General features: G+C 71.2%; 11 protein-coding genes and 1 pseudogene. 8 read left to right on the forward strand and 4 right to left on the reverse strand.

Annotated features, from left to right (window positions below):
* Positions 1-14: 14 nt before the first annotated feature.
* A complete protein-coding gene (locus tag QF037_RS12575) occupies positions 15-1,187 on the reverse strand; it encodes an MFS transporter (RefSeq protein WP_307024630.1) in 1,173 nt (390 codons plus the stop codon).
* A 91-nt stretch (positions 1,188-1,278) separates the two neighbouring features.
* Here QF037_RS12575 and QF037_RS12580 point away from each other — a divergent pair, with 91 nt between their 5' ends.
* A complete protein-coding gene (locus QF037_RS12580; RefSeq protein WP_444972113.1) occupies positions 1,279-4,365 on the forward strand; it encodes a beta-N-acetylglucosaminidase domain-containing protein in 3,087 nt (1,028 codons plus the stop codon).
* A gap of 103 nt (positions 4,366-4,468) precedes the next feature.
* Here the strand turns inward: QF037_RS12580 and QF037_RS12585 are convergent, their stop codons facing one another.
* Entirely contained in the window at positions 4,469-5,233 is a 765-nt protein-coding gene (locus QF037_RS12585; RefSeq protein WP_307024632.1) for an SIS domain-containing protein, read from the reverse strand.
* A gap of 186 nt (positions 5,234-5,419) precedes the next feature.
* Here QF037_RS12585 and QF037_RS12590 point away from each other — a divergent pair, with 186 nt between their 5' ends.
* The 6 genes from QF037_RS12590 to QF037_RS12615 all read left to right on the forward strand — a co-directional run bounded on the left by QF037_RS12590 (position 5,420) and on the right by QF037_RS12615 (position 14,725).
* A complete protein-coding gene (locus QF037_RS12590) occupies positions 5,420-6,301 on the forward strand; it encodes a MurR/RpiR family transcriptional regulator (RefSeq protein WP_307024634.1) in 882 nt (293 codons plus the stop codon).
* Between the two features lie 109 nt (positions 6,302-6,410).
* The gene (locus QF037_RS12595; RefSeq protein WP_307024637.1) at positions 6,411-10,637 is read left to right on the forward strand and encodes a glycoside hydrolase family 38 N-terminal domain-containing protein; all 4,227 of its coding nucleotides are present in this window, start codon (positions 6,411-6,413) and stop codon (positions 10,635-10,637) included.
* Positions 10,634-11,296 (forward strand): peptidyl-prolyl cis-trans isomerase, encoded by a 663-nt coding sequence (locus tag QF037_RS12600; RefSeq protein WP_307024640.1) that lies wholly within the window; start codon positions 10,634-10,636, stop codon positions 11,294-11,296. The genes QF037_RS12595 and QF037_RS12600 overlap by 4 nt, the downstream gene beginning before the upstream one ends.
* Positions 11,297-11,460: 164 nt before the next feature.
* Positions 11,461-12,837, forward strand: coding sequence for an extracellular solute-binding protein (locus QF037_RS12605; protein WP_307024641.1), 1,377 nt, complete (start codon positions 11,461-11,463; stop codon positions 12,835-12,837).
* A 2-nt stretch (positions 12,838-12,839) separates the two neighbouring features.
* Positions 12,840-13,847 carry a carbohydrate ABC transporter permease gene (locus QF037_RS12610; RefSeq protein ID WP_307024643.1) on the forward strand — a complete coding sequence of 336 codons (1,008 nt, stop codon included), beginning with the start codon at positions 12,840-12,842 and terminating at the stop codon, positions 13,845-13,847.
* A complete protein-coding gene (locus tag QF037_RS12615; RefSeq protein WP_307024645.1) occupies positions 13,844-14,725 on the forward strand; it encodes a carbohydrate ABC transporter permease in 882 nt (293 codons plus the stop codon). Before QF037_RS12610 ends, QF037_RS12615 begins: the two co-directional genes overlap by 4 nt.
* On the opposite strand, the gene QF037_RS12620 is transcribed toward QF037_RS12615, so the two are convergent.
* The gene (locus QF037_RS12620; protein ID WP_307024647.1) at positions 14,715-16,934 is read right to left on the reverse strand and encodes a glycoside hydrolase family 3 N-terminal domain-containing protein; all 2,220 of its coding nucleotides are present in this window, start codon (positions 16,932-16,934) and stop codon (positions 14,715-14,717) included. The genes QF037_RS12615 and QF037_RS12620 overlap by 11 nt on opposite strands.
* Before the next feature lie 55 nt (positions 16,935-16,989).
* Positions 16,990-18,234: an N-acetylglucosamine kinase gene (locus tag QF037_RS12625; RefSeq protein WP_307024649.1), complete on the reverse strand. Its 1,245-nt coding sequence runs from the start codon at positions 18,232-18,234 to the stop codon at positions 16,990-16,992.
* Positions 18,235-18,242: 8 nt separating this feature from the next.
* Between QF037_RS12625 and QF037_RS12630 the strand changes: the two are divergent.
* Positions 18,243-19,510 (forward strand): annotated as a pseudogene (locus QF037_RS12630) (glycoside hydrolase 5 family protein).
* Positions 19,511-19,555: the final 45 nt, after the last annotated feature.

Here is a 19,555-nt window from a genome sequence, read left to right on the forward strand (position 1 = left end):
GCGGGTGTTCCCCTTCAGTGCGAGCGGGATGGAGTACTGCGGATCAGCCAAAGGGTCGCGGCCAGGCACAGCGCCGAAACCCCTCCGAGCAGCAGCGGTACGGCCTTGATGTCGGACCACTCGATGACCTTGCCGAGGGCCGGTCCGGCCACCACACCGCCGGCCATCGACGCCGCGATGACCAGGGCTCCGGCCCGCCGGGCCTGCGGGGCGGCCTGGTGGAGCCAGGGCAGTCCGGTGGGAAAGATCGGCGCGATGAACAGACCGACGCCGGCATAGGCGTAGGGCGCCAACTCGCCGATGGACGCGAGAAGGAGACAGACCGTCATTCCGGCGCACGAGACCGTGATGATCGCCTGCGCCGAGAAACGCAGCGCGAGAGGCGCGACCAGGAACCGGCCCACGGTCATCATCAGCCAGTACACGGAGGTGGCGGTGGCGGCGACCCCGGCGCCGTAGCCGACGGTCTCCAGATGGGTGGGCTCCCAGCCGCCGACGCCGGCCTCGATGCCGACGTGCAGGACGTACAGCGCGACGAACACGGCGAGCACCGAGCCGAGGCTGCGGCCGAGGACGGCACCGGAGCCGGGGGCCGTGCCGGACGGCTGCGGCGCCTTGTCCCGTACGCCCTTCAGGCACCACAGCAGCGGCAGGTCGACCAGCGCGAAGGTGAGGAAGACGGCCGGGTAGTGCTCGGCGCCGACCGCGCCGATCACGGCCGGCCCGAGGATCGCGCCGATGCCGAAGTGGGCGTTGAGGATGTTCAGCATCGCCGTCGAGCGATGTCCGAAGCCGACGGCGAACAGCTGGTTGAGCCCGTAGTCGATACCACCGAAGCCGAGCCCGGCCAACAGGGCGGCGGCGAGGGCGAGCGGCCAGTCGGGGGCGAGCGCGAAGCCCGCCGCGCCGACGGCCATCAGGAGGTACGAGGCGCCGAGGATCCGCCGGTTGCCGATCCGCCCGAACCACCGGTCGAAGAGCAGCACCCCGGCCACCCCACCGACGAAGTGCGCGCTCAGCCCCAGCCCGGCGGCCGACGGGGACAGCCCGAACTCCTCACGGAAGGCGGGGATGGCGGGCCCGTAGAGGGCCTGGAGCGCACCGATCAGAACGAAGCCGACGCACGAGGCGACGACGGCGGCCGGGCTGAACACCGGGGCTTCGACTACACGGGTTTCTCGGAGCACGACAGGAAATGTTACCGGTAACATCCAGCGCGTCAAGATTGCCGACAGGGGCACTATTGAATGATTGAATCAGCATCAATAGACTCCACCGGTGGATGAATTCACCTTGCGTTCGAGACTCTCCAGGAGATCGGCGGGGGTGGCCGCCGTGCTGCTGATGGCCGCCGGTCTCACCACCCCGTCCCTGTCATCGGCGTCGGCCGCACCCCGGCACCACACCCCCGAGGTCTGGCCGAAACCCCAGAGCACGCAGGCCGGCCCCGGCCGGTTCACGGTCCCCGACCGGGTCGTGGAGGTCGTCGGCCCGGACACGGACGCCTCGGCCCGCGAGGTCGTCGAGGCCGCCCTCCGCGAGGCCGGCGCCGACCGGATCGTCGCGGTCGACAAGCCGCCCGCGTCGGCCGCCTTCACGGTCTATCTCGACGGCCCCGGCACCGCCGCGGCACTGAAACGCCTGGGCGCCCGGCCCCCGGCCGGACTCCCTTCCGGCGGTTACGCCCTGGCGTCCGGGCGCCGGGACGGCCGTACCCTTCTCGCCCTCTCCGGATCCGACGCCACCGGCACCTTCTACGCCGCCCAGACCCTGCGCCAACTCCTCGGCACCTCGGGCAAGCTGCCCGAGACCACGATCCGCGACTGGCCCACCGCCGCGCTGCGCGGAGTCGTCGAGGGCTTCTACGGCACTCCCTGGACGCATGCCGAGCGTCTGAGCCAGCTCGACTTCTACGGCCGCACCAAGCAGAACGTGTACGTCTACTCCCCCAAGGACGACCCGTATCTGCGCGACCGGTGGCGCGACGAGTACCCGTCCGCGGAACTGGCCCGGCTCGAGGAACTGGTCGACCGCGCCGCCGCCAACCACGTCCGCTTCACCTACGCCCTCTCCCCCGGCCTGTCGGTCTGCTACTCGTCCGACTCCGACATCGCTGCCCTCACCCGCAAGTTCGACTCGCTGTACGCGATCGGCGTGCGGTCCTTCGCGGTCCCGCTGGACGACATCAGCTACACGAAATGGAACTGCGCCGCCGACGAGCGGGAGTTCGGCACGGGCGGAGGAGCGGCGGGCACGGCCCAGGCCCACCTCCTCAACGAGGCGTGGAAGTCGTTCTCGGCCGGCCACACCGGCCTCGACCCCCTGGAGATGGTCCCCACCGAGTACTCCGACCTCGCCGACTCCCCCTACAAGACGGCCCTGCGCGAGAAGCTGGACCCGTCCGTGGTCGTCGAGTGGACCGGCACGGGAGTGATCGCGCCGACCATCACCGCCGCGCAGGTCGCCCAGGCCCGTGAGGTGTTCGGCCACCCGATCCTGATCTGGGACAACTACCCGGTCAACGACTACGTCACCAGCCGCCTCCTGCTCGGCCCCTACACGGGACGGGAGGCCGGCGTGGCCAAGGCGGCGACCGGCGTCACCGCCAACCCGATGGTCCAGGGCGAGGCGAGCAGGCTCGCGCTGTTCACCTCGGCCGCCTACCTCTGGAACCCGGACTCCTACGACCCCCGGGCCACCTTCCTCGCCTCGGTCCGCGACCTCGCCGGTCCCGGCGCCGCCAGATGGCTGCGGATCTTCGCCGAGAACAACTACTCCTCCCAGCTCGACCCGACCGAGTCCCCCACCCTGACCGAGCTCATCGCCGACTTCCGCACGGCGTACGAGCAGGACCGCGGGCTCGACCGGGCCGCCGCCGCGCTGCGCTCGTACTTCACCGACATGGCGGCCACACCCGCCGAGTTGCGCGCCCGGCTCGACAACCCGGGGTTCCTCGACGAGACGTCCGCCTGGCTGGACAAGCTCGGCCAGTACGGGGGCGCGGGGCGGACGGCCGTGGATCTGCTGCTCGCCAACAAGCGGGGCGACGCGGCGGCGGTGTCGACGTACTGGTCCCAACTCCGCGACGCGCGCAAGGGATTGGACGCCATACCCGAGCAGGTCTCGCCGGGCGTGATGGACCGGTTCCTCTATACGACGATGCTGGAGAACGCTCCCGATCCGGGCGTCGACGCCGCCTTCTCCCCGCGCTCGCTCTCCCTGAAGCCGGGCGCCTCCGAGACGGTGACGCTCGACTTCTCGGACAAGGAAGCCCGCACGGTCACCTGGAAACTGGCCGTTCCGGACGGCGTCACCGCCTCGCCGGACCAGGGCACCGTGACGGTCCCGGCCGGGGGCAGCGCCTCGGCCACCGTCACGCTGACCGGGATCACCGAGGGCGTCCACTCGGTCGTGGTGTCGGGTACGGGCATCCTCGATCGGGCGATCCCGGTCCAGGTCACCGAGAAGACCGGTTCGCTGACAGCCCTGACTGCCAACTTCAGTGGCGCATCCGTGAGTTCCATCGATCTGGGTGCCGGTACGACCAAGAACATCGCCGTGGGCGCCAACCCCGGCGAGGTCGTGGTCAGCGCCGACGGTCGTACCGCCTACGCCGCCAACCAGGGCTCGAACACCGTCAGCGTCATCGACGTGGCGAGCGGCTCGGTCAGCGGCACGGTCGCCGTGGGCCGCGTTCCCGCCGGGCTCGCGCTGACGCCGGACGGCGGGACGCTGTGGGTGGCCAACTACACGGACGGGACGGTCCAGCCGGTGAACACCTCGACCCTGGTGGCCGGTACGCCGGTCACGGTGGGCGACGGTCCCGAGAACATGGCGATCACCCCGGACGGCACGACCCTGTACGTGGCCAACATCCACGACAACACGGTCAGCCCGGTCGACCTGGCCACCGCGAAGGCGGGTACCGCGATCCCCGTGGGCCCGAGGCCCTTCAACGTCGTCGCCGCGCCCGACGGCAGGACGGTCTACGTGTCCAACTCCGGCGGCTCGACGGTGACCCCGATCGACACGGCCACGAACGACACCGAACCGACCCTCCTGGTCACCGGCCAGGCATACGGACTCGGCCTGTCACCGGACGGCCGGACACTGTGGGTCAGCCCCAGCACCGGGGACTACGTCACTCCCGTCGACACGGTGACCGGCGCCCCGGGCACCAAGGTCACGGTAGGCAGGTCGGCCTTCGACGTGGGCCTGGACTGGAGCGGCAGCACGGCGTACGTCACGACAGCCGACGGAAACAAACTGATCCCGGTCGACACAGCAACCGGAACCCCGGGCACACCACTGACAACCGGCGCCTATCCATTGGCCGTAGCACTGACACCAGTACCGATCAACTAACAGCCGGCTTCCCCACCCAGGGGCGCGGGGCCGCGTCGATTTGCGGCTCCGCCGCGTGGGCGCGACCAGCCCCCACCGGCCCGCAGTTTCCCCGCGGCCTTCCCTAACTCGCCGTTCGCCGGATCCGCCCCGCATACCGATTCTCCAGCTCCAGATTCCCCTCGAAGCCCCCCGGCACATTGGCCGAGACATACACCGGCGGCCGCTCCCCGGCGGCCAGCAGCACAGCCGACGCCTCCGCCACCGCCATCTGCACCAGCATCACCCCCGTCAACGTGGACAACGCACACACCGCACCCCCACCCGGCAGCTCCAGCAACGCGTCCCCGCGCGGAGCCGCGTTGTCGAGGACCACGTCGGCAAGGTCGACGAGCTTCTTGCCACTGGAGTGGCCGGCCGGGACGGCATGGGTGTGGGCGAGGGAGGTGATGGCGAGCAGCTTGTGGCCCTGCCGCTTGGCGTGGAGGGCCATCTCGACGATGACGTTGTTCACGCCGGAGTTGGAGATGATCACGAAGAGGTCCTGGGGGCGGGGGGCCGCGAGGTCGTACAGCCGCTCGGCGACGCCCGGCTGCCGCTCCAGGAGCGGGTCGTCGAGGACGGAGGGGGCGTCACCGCCGTACAGGACGAGGTCGGCGATGCTCAGCCGGTTCGTGGGCACCAACCCGCCCGCCCGGCCCGCGACTTCCAGGACCATCGCCTGGGAGTGGCCGGTGCCGAAGGCCTGGATGACGCCGTCGGCGCGTACGCAGTCGGCGATCAGTTCCGCGGCGCGGGCCACGTCGGCGCGGGCGGACTCGGTGATCTGCTGAAGGACGGCCAGGCTCTGCTGCGCGAAGCCCTGGGCGCTGACGGACTCGACGGACACGTGGCACTCACTCCCCACTGATGGATTGAACCACCCTATACATCTCCATCGGTGAATCAATAAACCATGAGAGGGCTGCTGCATTCAATCGCCTCCCCGTCGCTCTCGATCTCACCCCGTGCCTCGTCGTGAGTCCGGTCCTGGTATTCACTGAGTGGCGTGAACGGTGGCTGGTACCTTCTTCTCATGCCTCCGACGGACGTCACGACACTGATCCGCACCGAGCTGCCCCGGCTGGCCGGCTCCCTGCGCAAGGTCGGCGAGCTGATCCTGGAGGATCCGGCCGCCGTCACCCACTGCTCGGCCGCCGAGCTGGGCCGCCGCACCGGCACCTCGCAGGCCACGGTGACCCGCTTCTGCCGGGCCATCGGCCTGGACTCCTATCAGCATCTGCTGATCGAGCTGGCCAAGGAGCACGGTCGCGGCGAGGTCTCCGACTGGGGCACCGCCGAGATCGGCCCGGACATCTCCCCGGACGACAGCCTGGAGCGGGTCGTGCAGGTCGTGGGCAACGCCGACCTGCGGGCCGTCCAGCAGACCATCGAGCGGATCGACCTCGACGCGATCGAGCGCGCGGCCCAGGCCATGGCCCGGGCCCGCCGTATCGACCTCTACGGCACCGGCGGCAGCGGGGCGGTGGCGCTGGAGACGGAGACCCGGCTGTTCCGCATCGGCTGCTCGGTGCGGGGCTGGACCGAGGTGCACGGCGCGGTCACGTCCGCGGCCCTGCTCACCCCGGCGGACGTCGCCGTGGGCATCTCGCACTCGGGGGCCACCCGGGAGACCATCGAGCCGTTCGAGCTGGCCAAGGAGCGCGGCGCGACCACCGTGGCGATCACCTCCGATCCGCGCTCACCGCTCGCCAAGGCCGCCGACATCCGGCTCGTCTCCTCCGCCTCGGAGACCAACTTCCTCACCGGCATCGGCGGCCGGCACTCCGTCCTGGTGCTCCTCGACTGCCTCTACGTCCGGGTCGCGCAGCTCTCCTACCAGCGCGCGAGCGCCTCCCTCGCGCTGACCGACCACATCGTGCCGCAGCACTCGGCGAAGGGTCGGCGCACTCGCTGACGGCAGTGATATTGCATAGATGATTCACCGAGAACACGCGTAGATGGTTGTTTGAACCATCCCTGCGGTGCCAGGATGGTGCTCCGCCGAGCATCCTCGTAGGAGACCCATGCGCGTCACCTCTGTCGAGTCGACCGAGCTTTTCGTCGGAACCGTCGAGCAGCCGCACCAGGTGGTGGTCGCCGAGATCAGCCACGTCCCGGGCCGCACGGTCCGCCTCACGGCCGAGGGCCCGGGCGGTCTCCGCAGTGTCGGGGAGACGCTGGTCACCACCGCCGACGACGGCACCGCACGCGCCGAGATACCCGTGACCGGCGAGGGCGACGAGATCACGGTCGTGGCCGTCGACGGTGAGTTGAGCGACCGGCACACCGCCCCCTTCACTGCCGCCGAGCCCGGCTGGACCATGTTCATGGTCAGCCACTTCCACTACGACCCCGTCTGGTGGAACACCCAGGCCGCCTACACCGAGACCTGGGACGTCGCCGACGACCCGGCCGCCTCCGGCCTCCCGGCCCGCACCTTCGACTCGCGCGGCCAGTCCGGGATGAGCCTGGTGCGCGCCCACTGCGACCTCGCGCGGCGCGACCCGGCGTACACCTTCGTGCTCGCGGAGGTCGACTATCTCAAGCCGTACTGGGACGCCTTCCCGGAGGAGCGCGCCTTCCTGCGCCAGCTGATCCGCTCCGGCCGCGTCGAGATCATGGGCGGTACGTACAACGAGCCGAACACCAATCTCACCGGCGCCGAGGCCACCGTACGGAACGCGCTGTACGGCGACGGATACCAGCGCGGGATCATGGGGGCGTCGCCCGAGACCGCCTGGCAGCTGGACGCGTTCGGGCACGATCCGCAGTTCCCCGGGCTGATGGCGGACGCCGGGGTCACCTCCAGCTCCTGGGCGCGCGGGCCGTTTCACCAGTGGGGGCCGACGCTCTCCGTGTTCGGCGAGGAGCCCCGGGATCCCCGACGGATGCAGTTCCCGGCCGAGTTCGACTGGATCGCCCCCTCGGGGCGCGGCATCCTCACCGCGTACATGGTCAACCACTACGGCGCGGGCTGGGCGATCGACAACGCGCCCACCCTGCCGGCGGCCGAACAGGCCGCGCTCAAGCTGTTCAAGGGCCTGAAGAAGGTCGCGCTCACGCGGAACGTCCTGCTGCCCGTCGGCGGGGACTACGCGCCGCCCTGCCGCTGGGTGATGGGCATCCACCGTGACTGGAACGCCCGTTACGTCTGGCCACGGTTCATCAGCGCGATACCCCGGGACTTCTTCGCCGCCGTACGGGCGGAGTTGGCGGCGGAGGGCCGCAAGGCCTCCCCGCAGACCCGGGACATGAACCCGGTCTACACCGGCAAGGACGTCTCCTACATCGACACCAAGCAGGCCCAACGGTACGGCGAGAGCCTCCTCGCCGACGCGGAGGCCTGGGCGACCCTCGCCTCCCTCACCACCGGGCACCCCTACCCGGACGCGGCGCTCGACAAGGCGTGGCGCCAACTCGTCTACGGCGCCCATCACGACGCCATCACCGGTTCGGAGTCGGACCAGGTCTACATCGATCTCCTCACCGGATGGCGGGAGTTGTACGATCTCGCCGAGACCGTCCACGCCGACGCGACGCAGGCCCTCGCGGACCGGGTCGTCCCGCTGCCGGGCGACGGCGCCGACCTGGTGGTCTTCAACTCCGCGACCTGGACGCGCAGGGACGTGCTGAGCGTCCGCGACGAGGGGCTCCTGCCCGTCGACGAGAGCACCGGGCTTCCCCTGCCCGCCGTGCGCGAGGAGGACGGCCGGCTGAGCGTCGTCGTACCGGACGTGCCCGGACTGGGCCTCAAGGCCGTCCCGCTCGCCGAGGGCACCGCTTCCGGGTGGACACCGGCCGAAGGGGCCGCGATCCGCAACGAGTTCTACGAGCTGACCGTCGACCCCGCGCGCGGCGGCGGCGTCAGCAGCCTGCGGGCCCTTCGGGAAGGGGCCCGGGAACTGCTGCGCGCCGGTGACATCGGCAACGAACTCGTCGTGCAGGAGGAGTACCCGAGGCACCCGCGCTTCGGCGAGGGCCCCTGGCACCTCACGCCGACCGGCACAACCGCCGCGCGCAGCAGGGATGTCAGGGCGGACATCGAGGTCGAGCACTCCCCCGCCGGACAGCGCGTCACGGTCCGCGCCGACCTCGGCCTTTTCACCTACACACAGCGGTTGACCCTGTGGAAGGGCGTCGACCGTCTGGACGTCTCCACGACCGTCGACGGGTACGACGGTGCCGACCGGCTCATCCGGGTGCGCTGGCCGTCCGACGTGCGCGGCGGGCTGCCGGTGCACGAGGTGGCGGACGCGGTGATCGGGCGCGGGTTCGGGTTCGTGGAGGTGGACAGCGAGCAGTTCCCGTGGACGTTGGACAACCCGGCCAACACCTGGTTCGGGCTGGGGTCCACCGCGCGGGTCGCCGTGCACGACGACACCGGCGCGCTCCTCGGGCACCGCTCGATCGGGGTCGCCGAACTGATCTACTGCGACTGGGACATGGCCGGTGAGCTGGGCGCCGGGCTCGCCGCCGCCCTCGTCCGCGCCGGGGTCACGGCGACCTCGACCATCGCGGGCGGGCCCCGTTACGGCGACCTGGAGGTCGACTCCAACCTTCCCGACATCCGGATCGCCGTCGGCGGTCCCGACCGCAACTCCGTGGTCGCCGAGGCCCTCGGCTGGGACCCGGCCGCCGGGCGCGAACTGCGGCGGCAGCTCGCCGAGGGGGACGTGGCGGCCGTGTGGGTCGCGCCGCGCGCCTCGCTGCGGGAGGAGTGGGTGCCGGGAGCCGATCTGCGGGACCTGGAGCGGCTGCCGCTGCTCGTCGTGGCGGGCGGTGAGGATGACGCCAAGGCGGTCGACGCCCTCGTCGCCGACCTGGACGACTTCACCGTCACGGCCACCGCGGCGGGCAGCGGCGAGGCCCTGCCGCCCGGAGACGCCTGGGACGGCCGGAGCTTCTCGGTCCTGAACCGGGGCACGCCCGGCTGTGTGGTCACCTCGTCCGGCGACCTCCACATGTCCCTCATGCGCTCCTGTACCGGCTGGCCCTCCGGCATCTGGGTCGACCCGCCGCGCCGCACAGCCCCGGACGGCTCCGCCTTCCAGCTCCAGCGCTGGTCGCACACCTTCGAGTACGCCGTCGTCGCCGGCGAGGGCGACTGGCGGGAGGGACAACTGCCCAAGCGCGGGCACGAGTTCAACCGCCCGCTCACCGCCAGGCTGCGGACCCGGCCCCAGGACGCGCTCCTGCCCCGGCACAGCTCCCTGCTCCAACTGGAGCCCGCGGGCGAGGTGTTGCTGGACGCACTCAAGCCGGCCGGCTCCCCGCTCGCCCGGGGCGGCACGGCACAGCCGGACCCGGGCAGCGGTGTCGTCGTCCGTGTGCACGAGGTCAACGGCCGTCCGGTGCGGGCACGTCTGTCGCGGCCTCGCGGGTGGACGGAGGGCGCCCGGGCAAACGTACTGGAGACGCCCGGGGAGCCCCTCGCACCGGATACGGACGGGATGCTGCGGGTCGACCTGGCCGGCTTCGAGGTGGCCACCGTCCTCGCCACGCCCGCAGATGCCCTGGCGACACCGCCGGGCCCCGGAATCGCCGCCGCCGAGCCCGCCCAGCCCGTCCACACCCGCTACTGGCTCCACAACTCCGGCCCCGCCCCGCGCGGCAACATGCCGGTCGCCGTATACGTCTCCCCCACCACACTCACCGTCTCCGGCCCCGTCACGGCGACCGTCCGGATCGGCTCGGAGCTCACCGACGCCCCGGTGTCGGGCACGGTGACCTTCGAGGCGCCTCCCGGCTGGTCCACCGAGCCCGCCGAACTGCCGTACACACTCGGCCCCGGCGGCTTCAGCCTCACCGAGGTCACGGTGACACCGCCGCCCGGGCCCGAACCGGGCCGACACTGGCTGGCCGCGCGGCTGTCGTACGGCGGGCAGACGTACGAGGACGTGGTGGCGCTGGACGTGCCGGACGGGCACACGGGGCCAACGCTGGTGTCACATCTAGGAGTTGACCGTGTCGTCGTACGACGAGACGAACGCGTCCGCGTGCCCGTGACCCTGCGCAACACCACCCGGGGCCCCGTCAGCGGCACCCTCTGGGCGGTGTCCTCCTGGGGCACATGGCCCGGGGTCGGGCCGGGCGCCCAGGGCTTCACCGTGGCCGGCGGAGCGGAGGCCGACTACGTGATCGAGGTGGACGGCTCGGCGGTGCCACCGGGTTCCTACTGGCTGATGGCAAAGGTGGGCTGGCACGGCTGCGTGGCGTACACGGAGGCCGTGGAACTGGAGGTGAAGCCGTGACCGAGGAATACGCGGCACAGGTACGCGGCAGGACGGTCCCCAAGGACCGCGTGGACGTCCTTCTGAAGGCCGTCCCGGCTCGCGACCGGGAAACGAGACCAGAGGCGTTGGCCAGGGCCGAACGGCAACGGCGCCGGTGGGCCACGCAAATCGTGGTGGTCGACGAGTTGGCCCGACAGGCCTGCGCGAAGCGCGGCCTGAGGGGCGCGGGGCTGTATCCATCAGCGGCTCCGCCGCGGGGCGCGACCAGCCACAACGGCGTCGCACCCGACAAACAACCCATCACGGCCTCCCCTGCGGAGCTGGGCAGCATCGTCGCAGTCGCTCTGGCCCACTCCCCGGCCGCACGCACCCTCCTCGAACAACTGGAACGCGAGCAAGTGATCCCCGAGGAGGCGGTGTACGACTACTACGACCGCAACCGTGACCGCTTCCTCACCCCCGCCGCGCTGAGGCACGGCGCCGACCCCTTTCACGAGACGGCGGACCTCCTGCCCTACCCCCAGGTCCGCGAGGCCATCGTCCTCGAACTGCGCCGCGCCGCAGGCCGTCGCGCCTTCTTCGACTGGCTGGACCGGGCACGGGCCGACGTCGTGTACGCACCGGGCTACGAGCACCCCGGCGACCCCTCGCACCCGGACCACGAGCACCGGCACTGATCGGGTCGTTGACCTCTCACGGAACCACCACGGAACCGAAAAGCAACACGGCTAGGCATTGACCTCCGATGAATTCTGGTCCACCTTTTCATCAATCGGAGTCGAAGTTGGTTGATTGAACCAGCCACATCCCTGACTCGCCCGGTCGCAGGAGGGCCCATCACATGCGTGCACACAGACTGACCCGCACCTTGACCTGTCTCGCCGTTCTGTCGCTGACCGCCGCCGGCTGCGGCCTGTCGGGCGGCGGTTCGGGCGACGGGGACGCCACGGCCGGCGGGTGCAAGGTCGACAAGGGCAACGTCGGGCCGGGCAAGCTGACCGGGGACGTCAAGGGCACGATCACCTTCCAGACGACGAATCTGAAGAAAGACTTCGGGGACTTCTTCAACGGAGTGATCGCCGACTTCGAGAAGGCCCACCCGGGCGCCAAGGTCAAGTGGATCGACGACCCCGGCGACAACACCTTCACCCGCCGCACGGTCGCCGACGCCCAGGCCTGCACGCTGGCGGACGTCATCAACGTCAACGCGCCGACGGCAACGGCCCTCACCAAGGCCGGCTACCTGCTCGACGTCGGAACCAAGGACCCCGACGCCTCCAAGCCCTTCGTCCCGTCGTTCTGGAAGTCCAGCACCTTCAACGGCGCCGACGGCAAGGCGATCCACACCACGCTGCCCTGGTACACCGGCGGTGTCCTCCTGACGTACAACAAGGATCTGCTGGCGAAGGCGGGCATCGACCCGGCGAAGCCGCCGACGAGCATCTTCGGGCTCTTCGCCGACTACGAGAAGATCGCCAAGGCCTCCGACGGCAAGTACTTCGCGACGATGGCCAACCCCATCTGGCGCATCCCCGCCGACTTCGACCAGATGGGCATCAAGGTCCTCTCCGCCGACGGCAAGTCCGCCGTCTTCGCCGACGACCCGCGCACCACCCAATGGGTCGCGTGGATGGCGAAGCTCTACAAGGCGGGCGCGATGCCGAAGGACTCGCTGTCCTCCAGCAACGACCCGTCCACGCTCTACAGCCAGGGCAAGGTGGCCTACGGTTCGACGAACCCGAGTTTCGTGCGGTTCGTGAAGCAGAACAGCCCGTCGGTCTACGACAAGACGGCCGTCGGCCAGCAGCCCTACGACGCGCTCGGCCGTGCCTCCGCCGGCGCCCCGCAGTACATCTCGGTCGCCGCGACCAGCAAGCACGCGCCCACGGCGCTGTCGTTCGCGGAGTTCCTCACCAACGCCGAGAACCAGACGGCCTGGTGCAAGGACCCGGCCGTGGTGATCTTCCCCACCACCACGGAATCGCTGAGTGACCCGTTCTTCCAGAATGCCACCGGCAGCGACCCGTTCTCCCAGGCCCGCAAGCTCGTCGCCGACCAGCTCAAGACGGCCGACACCAACCAGACCAACCTCTCCCCGGCCGTGCAGAACGCGATCGTCTCCCAGGTGCAGCTGGCCATGCAGGGCAAGAAGAGCGCGGCGGACGCGGTGAAGGACGCCCAGCAGAAGGCCGACGAGCTGCTGAAGCAGGCGGGCTGACCGTGACGGCTCAGATCACCAAGCCGGTAGCCGTGTCCGGCGCGGAGCGCACCCCCTCCGCGCCGGACGCGAAACCCTCCCGACTCCGGGCCCTGCTGCCGGGCCCGGCGGCCGGTGCCAACGGGGCGGCGATGTACCGCCGTTGGTGGCTGCCCTGGCTGTGGACGGCCCCCGCGATCGGCTGCGCGGTGGTGTTCGGCGTGTTCCCGTTCCTCAACACGCTCCTGCTGTCGTTCACCGACGCCAAGCCGCTGGGCGGCGCCGCGAGCTTCGTCGGGCTCGACAACTACACGCGGATGCTGGACGACTCCGACTTCTGGCTGGCGACGCGCAACAGCATCCTGTACGCCGTGATCGTCGTTCCGCTGATGGTCCTGCTGCCGCTGCTGCTGGCGGTCCTGGTGGAGAAGAACCTCCCCGGCATCGGCTTCTTCCGCTCGGCCTTCTACACGCCGGTGCTGGCCTCCAGCGTGGTCATCGGTCTGAGCTGGCAGTGGCTGCTCGCCGACGACGGTCTGGTCAACACCTGGCTCGAGAAAGCCCACGTGATCAGGTCGGCGATCCCCTTCCTGTCCGACCCGTGGCTGATCCTGCTGTCCGCGATGGGCCTGACGCTGTGGAAGGGCCTCGGCTGGTACATGGTCTTCTACCTGGCCGCGCTCGGGAACGTACCGAAGGAACTGCACGAGGCGGCGGCCATGGACGGCGCCGGCGCGGTCCGCCGCTTCTGGCACATCACCGTGCCCGGCGTACGGCAGGCCATGATGCTCGTCGGCACGCTCACCGGTATCGGCTCGCTCAGGGTGTTCACCGAGATCTACATGCTCGGCAGCTCCACCGGCGGCCCTGGCGGCGCCGACCGCACCCTGCCGTTCTACATCCGGGACGTCGGCCTGGACCCCATTACCGGCAACGCCGGTTACGGCTCCGCCGTCAGCGTGGCCCTGTTCCTGCTGACGCTGGGGCTGACCCTGCTGGCGCAGCGGCTGACGAAGGAGGACGAGTCGTGACGACCGCTGTTCCGGCCACGCGCCGGCGCCTGCTGCCACGCTGGCGGGACTACGGCCGCCCGCGCGAACTGGTCGTCCGCTACCTGCTGTTGTTCCTCGTGCTCGGCCTCACCGTGGGCCCTTTGGTCTGGCAGCTGCTGGCCTCCCTGAAGAGCACGAGCGAGGACGTCTTCGGCGCCGACGCCACCCTCCTGCCGCACGACCCGACCCTGCGCGCCTACCGCACGGTCTTCGACCAGGTCCCGGTGGCCTCGTACATCAAGAACAGCCTGATCGTGGTCGCCCTGTCGGTCACCAGCCAGCTGGTCTTCTCCACCACGGCCGGCTACATGCTCTCCAAGCCGGGCTGGAAGGGCCGCAAGGCGGTCTGGGTGGTGCTGATCGCCTCCATGATGTTCCCCTTCGAGTCGATCATGGTGTCGCTGTTCCTGAGCATCCGCGACCTCGGCCTGGTCGACAGCCTGGCCGGCGTCTGGCTGCCCGGCTTCGTCGGCGCCATCAACGTCCTGCTGATGCGCGCCGCGTTCCTCGCCGTCCCGCGCGAGATCGAGGACTCGGCGATGCTCGACGGCGCGAACGAGTGGCAGCGCTTCCGGTACCTGTACCTGCCGTCCGCGTGGGGCGCGATCCTGGTGGTGGTCATCAACACCTTCATCAGCGCCTGGGACGACTTCCTGTGGCCACTGATCGTGCTGCGCTCGGAGAGCAACATGACGCTGACGCTGGGCCTTTCGCGTCTGCAGAGCTCGTCGTTCGGCTACGACCAGCGGATGGTGATGGCCGGGTCCGTCATCTCGGTGATCCCGGTGCTGGTGCTGTTCGTGATCACCCAGCGGTGGTTCTACAAGGGCGTCTCGTCCGGGGCCGTCAAGCTCTGACGCCCCGCATGTCCAGCACGATCGGCACGGCACGCAAAGCCGCCCGGGCCGACTCCGCGACACGGATCTCGGCGGAGTCGGTCCGGGCTTCCCCCGTCGACAGCGGGAGAACGACCGTACGGCGCTCGCCCGGCTCCAGGCCGACCCCCTGGAACGCGCACAGTTCGAGGGTGCGCGGCCAGGTGGACGTGATCAGGCGCCGGAGATAGACCTGCACGACCGAACGCCCGTACCGCTCCCCCGTGTTGGTGACGTCGACCATCACAGCTCCGTCGGTGATCCGGGGCGTGCCGTACGCGAAGCTCGTGTACGACAGTCCGTGCCCGAAGGAGTGGTGCGGCTCCGCGCTCTCGTCGACGTAGCCGCCGTACTCGGTGTCCTTGCGGTTGTAGTAGACGGGGAGCTGGGCGGCCGAGCGCGGGACGGAGACGGGGAGCCTGCCGGTGGGCTCCGCGAGTCCGAGCAGCACCTCGGCGATCGCCTCGCCGCCCCATGGGCCCGGGTACCAGGCCGTGAGCAGCGCACCGGCCGTGTGCGGGACGACATGCGGGCGGCCCTGGATCAGAACGACCGCCGTGGGCGTGCCCGTGGCGACGACCGCGTCCAGCAGCCGGTACTGGGCGGGGCCCAGCCGTAGATCGGCCAGGTCGACGCCCTCGCCGCAGGTCATCTCCGAAACCGCCTTGAGCGCGGCCCCGTTGGCGTCGAACTCGGTGTCGGGGGTGCGTGCGCTGCTGCCGCCCAGCACCAGCACGGCCACATCGGAGGCGGCGGCCGCGGCGACGGCGTCGGGGATGCCGGAGAGGTCGTCGCCGGTGAGGGCGCAGCCGTGGGCGTGGCGGATGTCCACGCCGGGCGGGGCGAGCCGGCGGAGCCCGTCGAGGACGCTGCTGCCGGTGCCGGGGCGCTGCGGGGCGGTGTAGTCGCCCGACTGATGGGCGGTGGTGGCGGATTGGGGCCCGATCACGGCGATACGGGAGACGGTGGCCGGGATCGGCAGCAGTCCCTTGTTGTCGAGGAGTGTGACGGCGGCCCGGGCGAGCTCCTTGCTGAGCTCCCCGCCTCCGGTCGGCGGAGGGGGCGTGGCGCGCTGTCCGTCGAACAGTCCCAGCCGGAACTTGAGCCGCAGGACGCGGGCGACGGCGGCGTCGAGCACCGACTCCTCGACCAGCCCCCGCTCGACCGCCTCCTCCAGATGCGTGAAGCCCTCGTCCCAGAGGCTCAGATCGACACCGGAGTTGAGGGCGAGGGCGCCCGCGGAGACCTTGTCTCCGGTGATGCGGGCGAGTCGGTCGACGGCGAGGCCGTCCGCCATGACCAGTCCGTCGAACTCCCAGTCGTCCCGGAGGAGTTCGGTCAGCAGAGCGCGATTCCCCGAGCACGGCATGCCGTCGACCTCGTTGTACGCGGCCATGACCGCGGCCGCTCCGGCCCGGACTCCGGCACGGGCGGCGGGGAGGTGGATCTCGTGCAGTTCCCGCAGGCCGAGTTCGGACTCCGCGGAGTTGCGGCCGCCGACGGTGGCGCCCTGTCCGGCGAAGTGCTTGAGGACGACGGGGGCCTTGTCGGCGGCGAAGTACTCGTGCCCGGTGCCCTGCATGCCCCGCACGAGAGCCTCGGTGAGCCTCGCCGCGAGGTGGGGGTCCTCGCCGAAGCACTCCTCGGTTCGGCCCCAGCGGGGATCGCGGGCGATGTCGAGGGCCGAGACGAGGGCCACATGACCACCGCGGGCCCGCAGTTCGGCTGCGGCATGCGCGGCGGCCCGCTCGTACAGCTCCGGGTCCCAGGTGCCGCCGACGGCCAGGTTGACGGGCAGGACCGTGCCGTCGAGGGCCATGAGCCCGTGCGGCACCTCCTCGACGAACAGAGCGGGGATACCGAGCCGGCTGCGCTCGACGACATGCCGCTGCACCAGTTCGGCAAGGGCCGCGGCATCCTCGGCGCCGGGCCCGTTCCCGTGGTCCACGCCGGACCAGGCGTCGGCACGCTGGAGCCCGTAGAGCGCGCCGAGCCCGCCGAACCGCTCGGTCTCGGCGTACAGGGCGTCGGTGAGTGCGTAACTCCCGTCGGCGGTACGGCGATAGGCGTCCCAGCCGTACATGCGCTGATTGAGCTGTCCGACCTTCTCGGGGAGGGTCATCCGGGCGAGGAGGTCATGGACGCGGGCGTCGAGGGGGGCAGTGGGGTCGCGGTAGAGGGGCTCGCTCATCGACTGCCTCCGCCGTGCGCCGAGCGGGCGAGGGCACCAGGGGGCTGCGGCCGGCTCATCGCCCACCGCCCCCGTGTGCGAGCCGGGCCAGGGCCACGGCACCCCGGCAGCCGTCGGCCACCCGGTCGAGGGTCAGGCCGAGGGCGTGCAGGCGGATGGTCAGGGGTTCGGTGAGGGGGCCGTCCGGGCCGAGCAGACCGCCGGTGGCGACGAGCGGTTCGCCCGGGCGGGGTGCCAATGCCCTTACGGCCTCCGCCAGTTGGTCGGCGGCCTCGTCGAGGATGCCCATCGCCACCGCATCCTTCTCCCGGGCCGCCTCGACGACCAGCGGGGCCAGGCGGGCAAGCCGGATCGGGGGGCCGGTCATGACGGCGGGGAGGAGGTGCGCGCGGTAGGCCTCGCGACGGGCGAGCGGCCAGTCCGGTACGGCGGGGCCGCCGGCGTCGTACGAGACCACTCCGCCGCCCCCCGAGGGGCCGCCCCCGCCACGCGACGTCCCGGTGCCACCCGGCCCCGCGGGCTCACCGAGCCCGTCCGGGGTCACGCCACCGCCCGGCACCGCGCCACCGCCGAGCAGCCCCCCGTCACCCGGCGCCCCACTCCCGCCCAGCACCACGCCACCACTCGGCACCACGCTCCCACCACCCGGCAGCACCTCGTCCGGCACCCCGAAAGCCCTCCCCACCAGCACCGCCAGCTCCGTTCCCGGCCCCCGCCCGTCCGCCATCCGCAACGCCGCCCGCACCGCGCTCCGCCCGATCCAGAACCCGCTGCCGTCGTCACCCAGCAGCCAGCCGTCGCCGTCCACCGTCGTCGTGGCCCGGCGGTCGGCGATACGCATGGCGACGGCGCCGGTGCCGGCGACCAGGGCGAGGCCGTCGGCCGGGGTGCCGGGTGCGGACGCGAAGGCGGCCTCGATGTCGCTGCACAGGGCGACCGGCCCGGGCGGGATGCCGAGCCGTCGCAGGGCCCCGGTCAGCGCGGACCGGGCGTGGACGTACCCGGGGTCGTCCGCCGATGTCCCCGTCGCGCCCGCGAACCCACCGGCCACGGCGACGACCCGGCCCCGCGCCGGCCCCGGCACCGCCGCGGCGATCGCCTCGGCCAGATGGTCGGTGAGCTGCGGCTCCGGGACGGTCAGGGCGTTGCCCGGACCTCCCGAGCCCTCGCCCAGCAGCCGGCCGTCCGCGGCGGACGCGCACATCGCCCGGGTGCGGGTGCCGCCCGCGTCGAGTCCGACGACGAGGTCGTGCCGCGCGTCGCCCGAGTCTGCCAAGTTCTGGTTCAAATCATTGCCCATCACTGACTATGGTGGTTGATACATTCGCGCAGAACAAGAGCCGACGTGCACCGAACCCGAGGAGGATCCCATCCGTAAGCCCCGCTTCGGCGTCAACTACACGCCCCGCCGCGGCTGGTTCCACGCCTGGCAGGACTTCGACCCGGCGCACGCCCGCGAGGACCTGGAGCAGATAGCCGGCCTGGGGCTCGACCACGTCCGTGTCTTCCACCTCTGGCCACTGCTCCAGCCCAACCGGACCCTCGTCCGCACCACCGCCGTCGACCAGCTGGTGCGACTCGTCGACCTGGCGGGCGAGGCCGGCCTGGACGTCCTGGTCGACGGCGTACAGGGCCATCTGTCGAGCTTCGACTTCTACCCGGAGTGGACCCGCAGCTGGCACCACCGCAACGTCTTCACCGACCCGGACGCCATCGAGGCCCAGGCGGAGCTGCTCCGCACCCTCGGCCGCGCCCTGGCCGGCCGCCCCCATCTGCTCGGTCTCCAACTCGGCAACGAGCTCAACAACCTGGTCGAGCACAACCCGGTGACCCCCGCCGAGGTGGACCACTACCTCGACACCCTCCTGGCCGCCGCCCGCGACGGACTCGGCGAGCGGGGCATGGTCACCCACTCCGCGTACGACGCCGCCTGGTACGGCGACGACCACCCCTTCACCCCCGAGGCCTCGGCCCGCAAGGGCGATCTGACCACGGTCCACCCCTGGGTGTTCTCCGGCGACTGCGCCCGCCGCTACGGCCCCCGCTCCCCGCAGGTGCGCCATCTCGCCGAGTACGGAACCGAGTTGGCGAAGGCCTACGCCGAGGACCCGGCACGCCCGGTGTGGGTCCAGGAGACGGGCGCGCCCGAACCGCACATCCCGGCCGCCGACGCCCCGGAGTTCGCCCGCGCGACGGTCCGCAACTCCGCCGACTGCGAGGGACTGTGGGGCGTGACCTGGTGGTGCTCCCACGACGTGGACCGCTCCCTCGCCGACTTCCCCGAACTCGAGTACACCCTCGGCCTGTTCGACTCGGCCGGCCGCCCCAAGCCGATCGCCGAGGCGCTGGCGGAGGCGATCACCGAGCCGCACGCGCCCCGACCCCGCGACACCGCCCTGGTGTTGGACTGCACGCCGGGCACCCGGTCCGTGTCGGGCCCGGGCGGGGAGTACTTCGAGGAGTGGATGCGGTGGCGCACGGAAGGGGCGCGCCCGGCGGTCGTCCTGGCCGAACGGGCCGAGGACGAGGGGTACTTGGCCGCGCGCGGGATCAAGGAAGTCGTACGACTTTCCTGATCAGGTTCCGAGATCAGGTTCCGAGGAGGTCGGACGGCCGTCCTG

It is taken from the genome of Streptomyces canus, assembly GCF_030815415.1.
GTDB classification, from domain to species: Bacteria; Actinomycetota; Actinomycetes; order Streptomycetales; family Streptomycetaceae; genus Streptomyces; species Streptomyces canus_F.

What these genes read in the sequence shown, in the direction of transcription:
- QF037_RS12595 (WP_307024637.1), top strand. Translation starts at nt 6,411, where the DNA reads ATGCGCGTCACCTCTGTCGAGTCGACCGAGCTTTTCGTCGGAACCGTC.
- QF037_RS12620 (WP_307024647.1), bottom strand. Translation starts at nt 16,934, where the DNA reads ATGAGCGAGCCCCTCTACCGCGACCCCACTGCCCCCCTCGACGCCCGC.
- QF037_RS12605 (WP_307024641.1), top strand. Translation starts at nt 11,461, where the DNA reads ATGCGTGCACACAGACTGACCCGCACCTTGACCTGTCTCGCCGTTCTG.
- QF037_RS12590 (WP_307024634.1), top strand. Translation starts at nt 5,420, where the DNA reads ATGCCTCCGACGGACGTCACGACACTGATCCGCACCGAGCTGCCCCGG.
- QF037_RS12625 (WP_307024649.1), bottom strand. Translation starts at nt 18,234, where the DNA reads ATGGGCAATGATTTGAACCAGAACTTGGCAGACTCGGGCGACGCGCGG.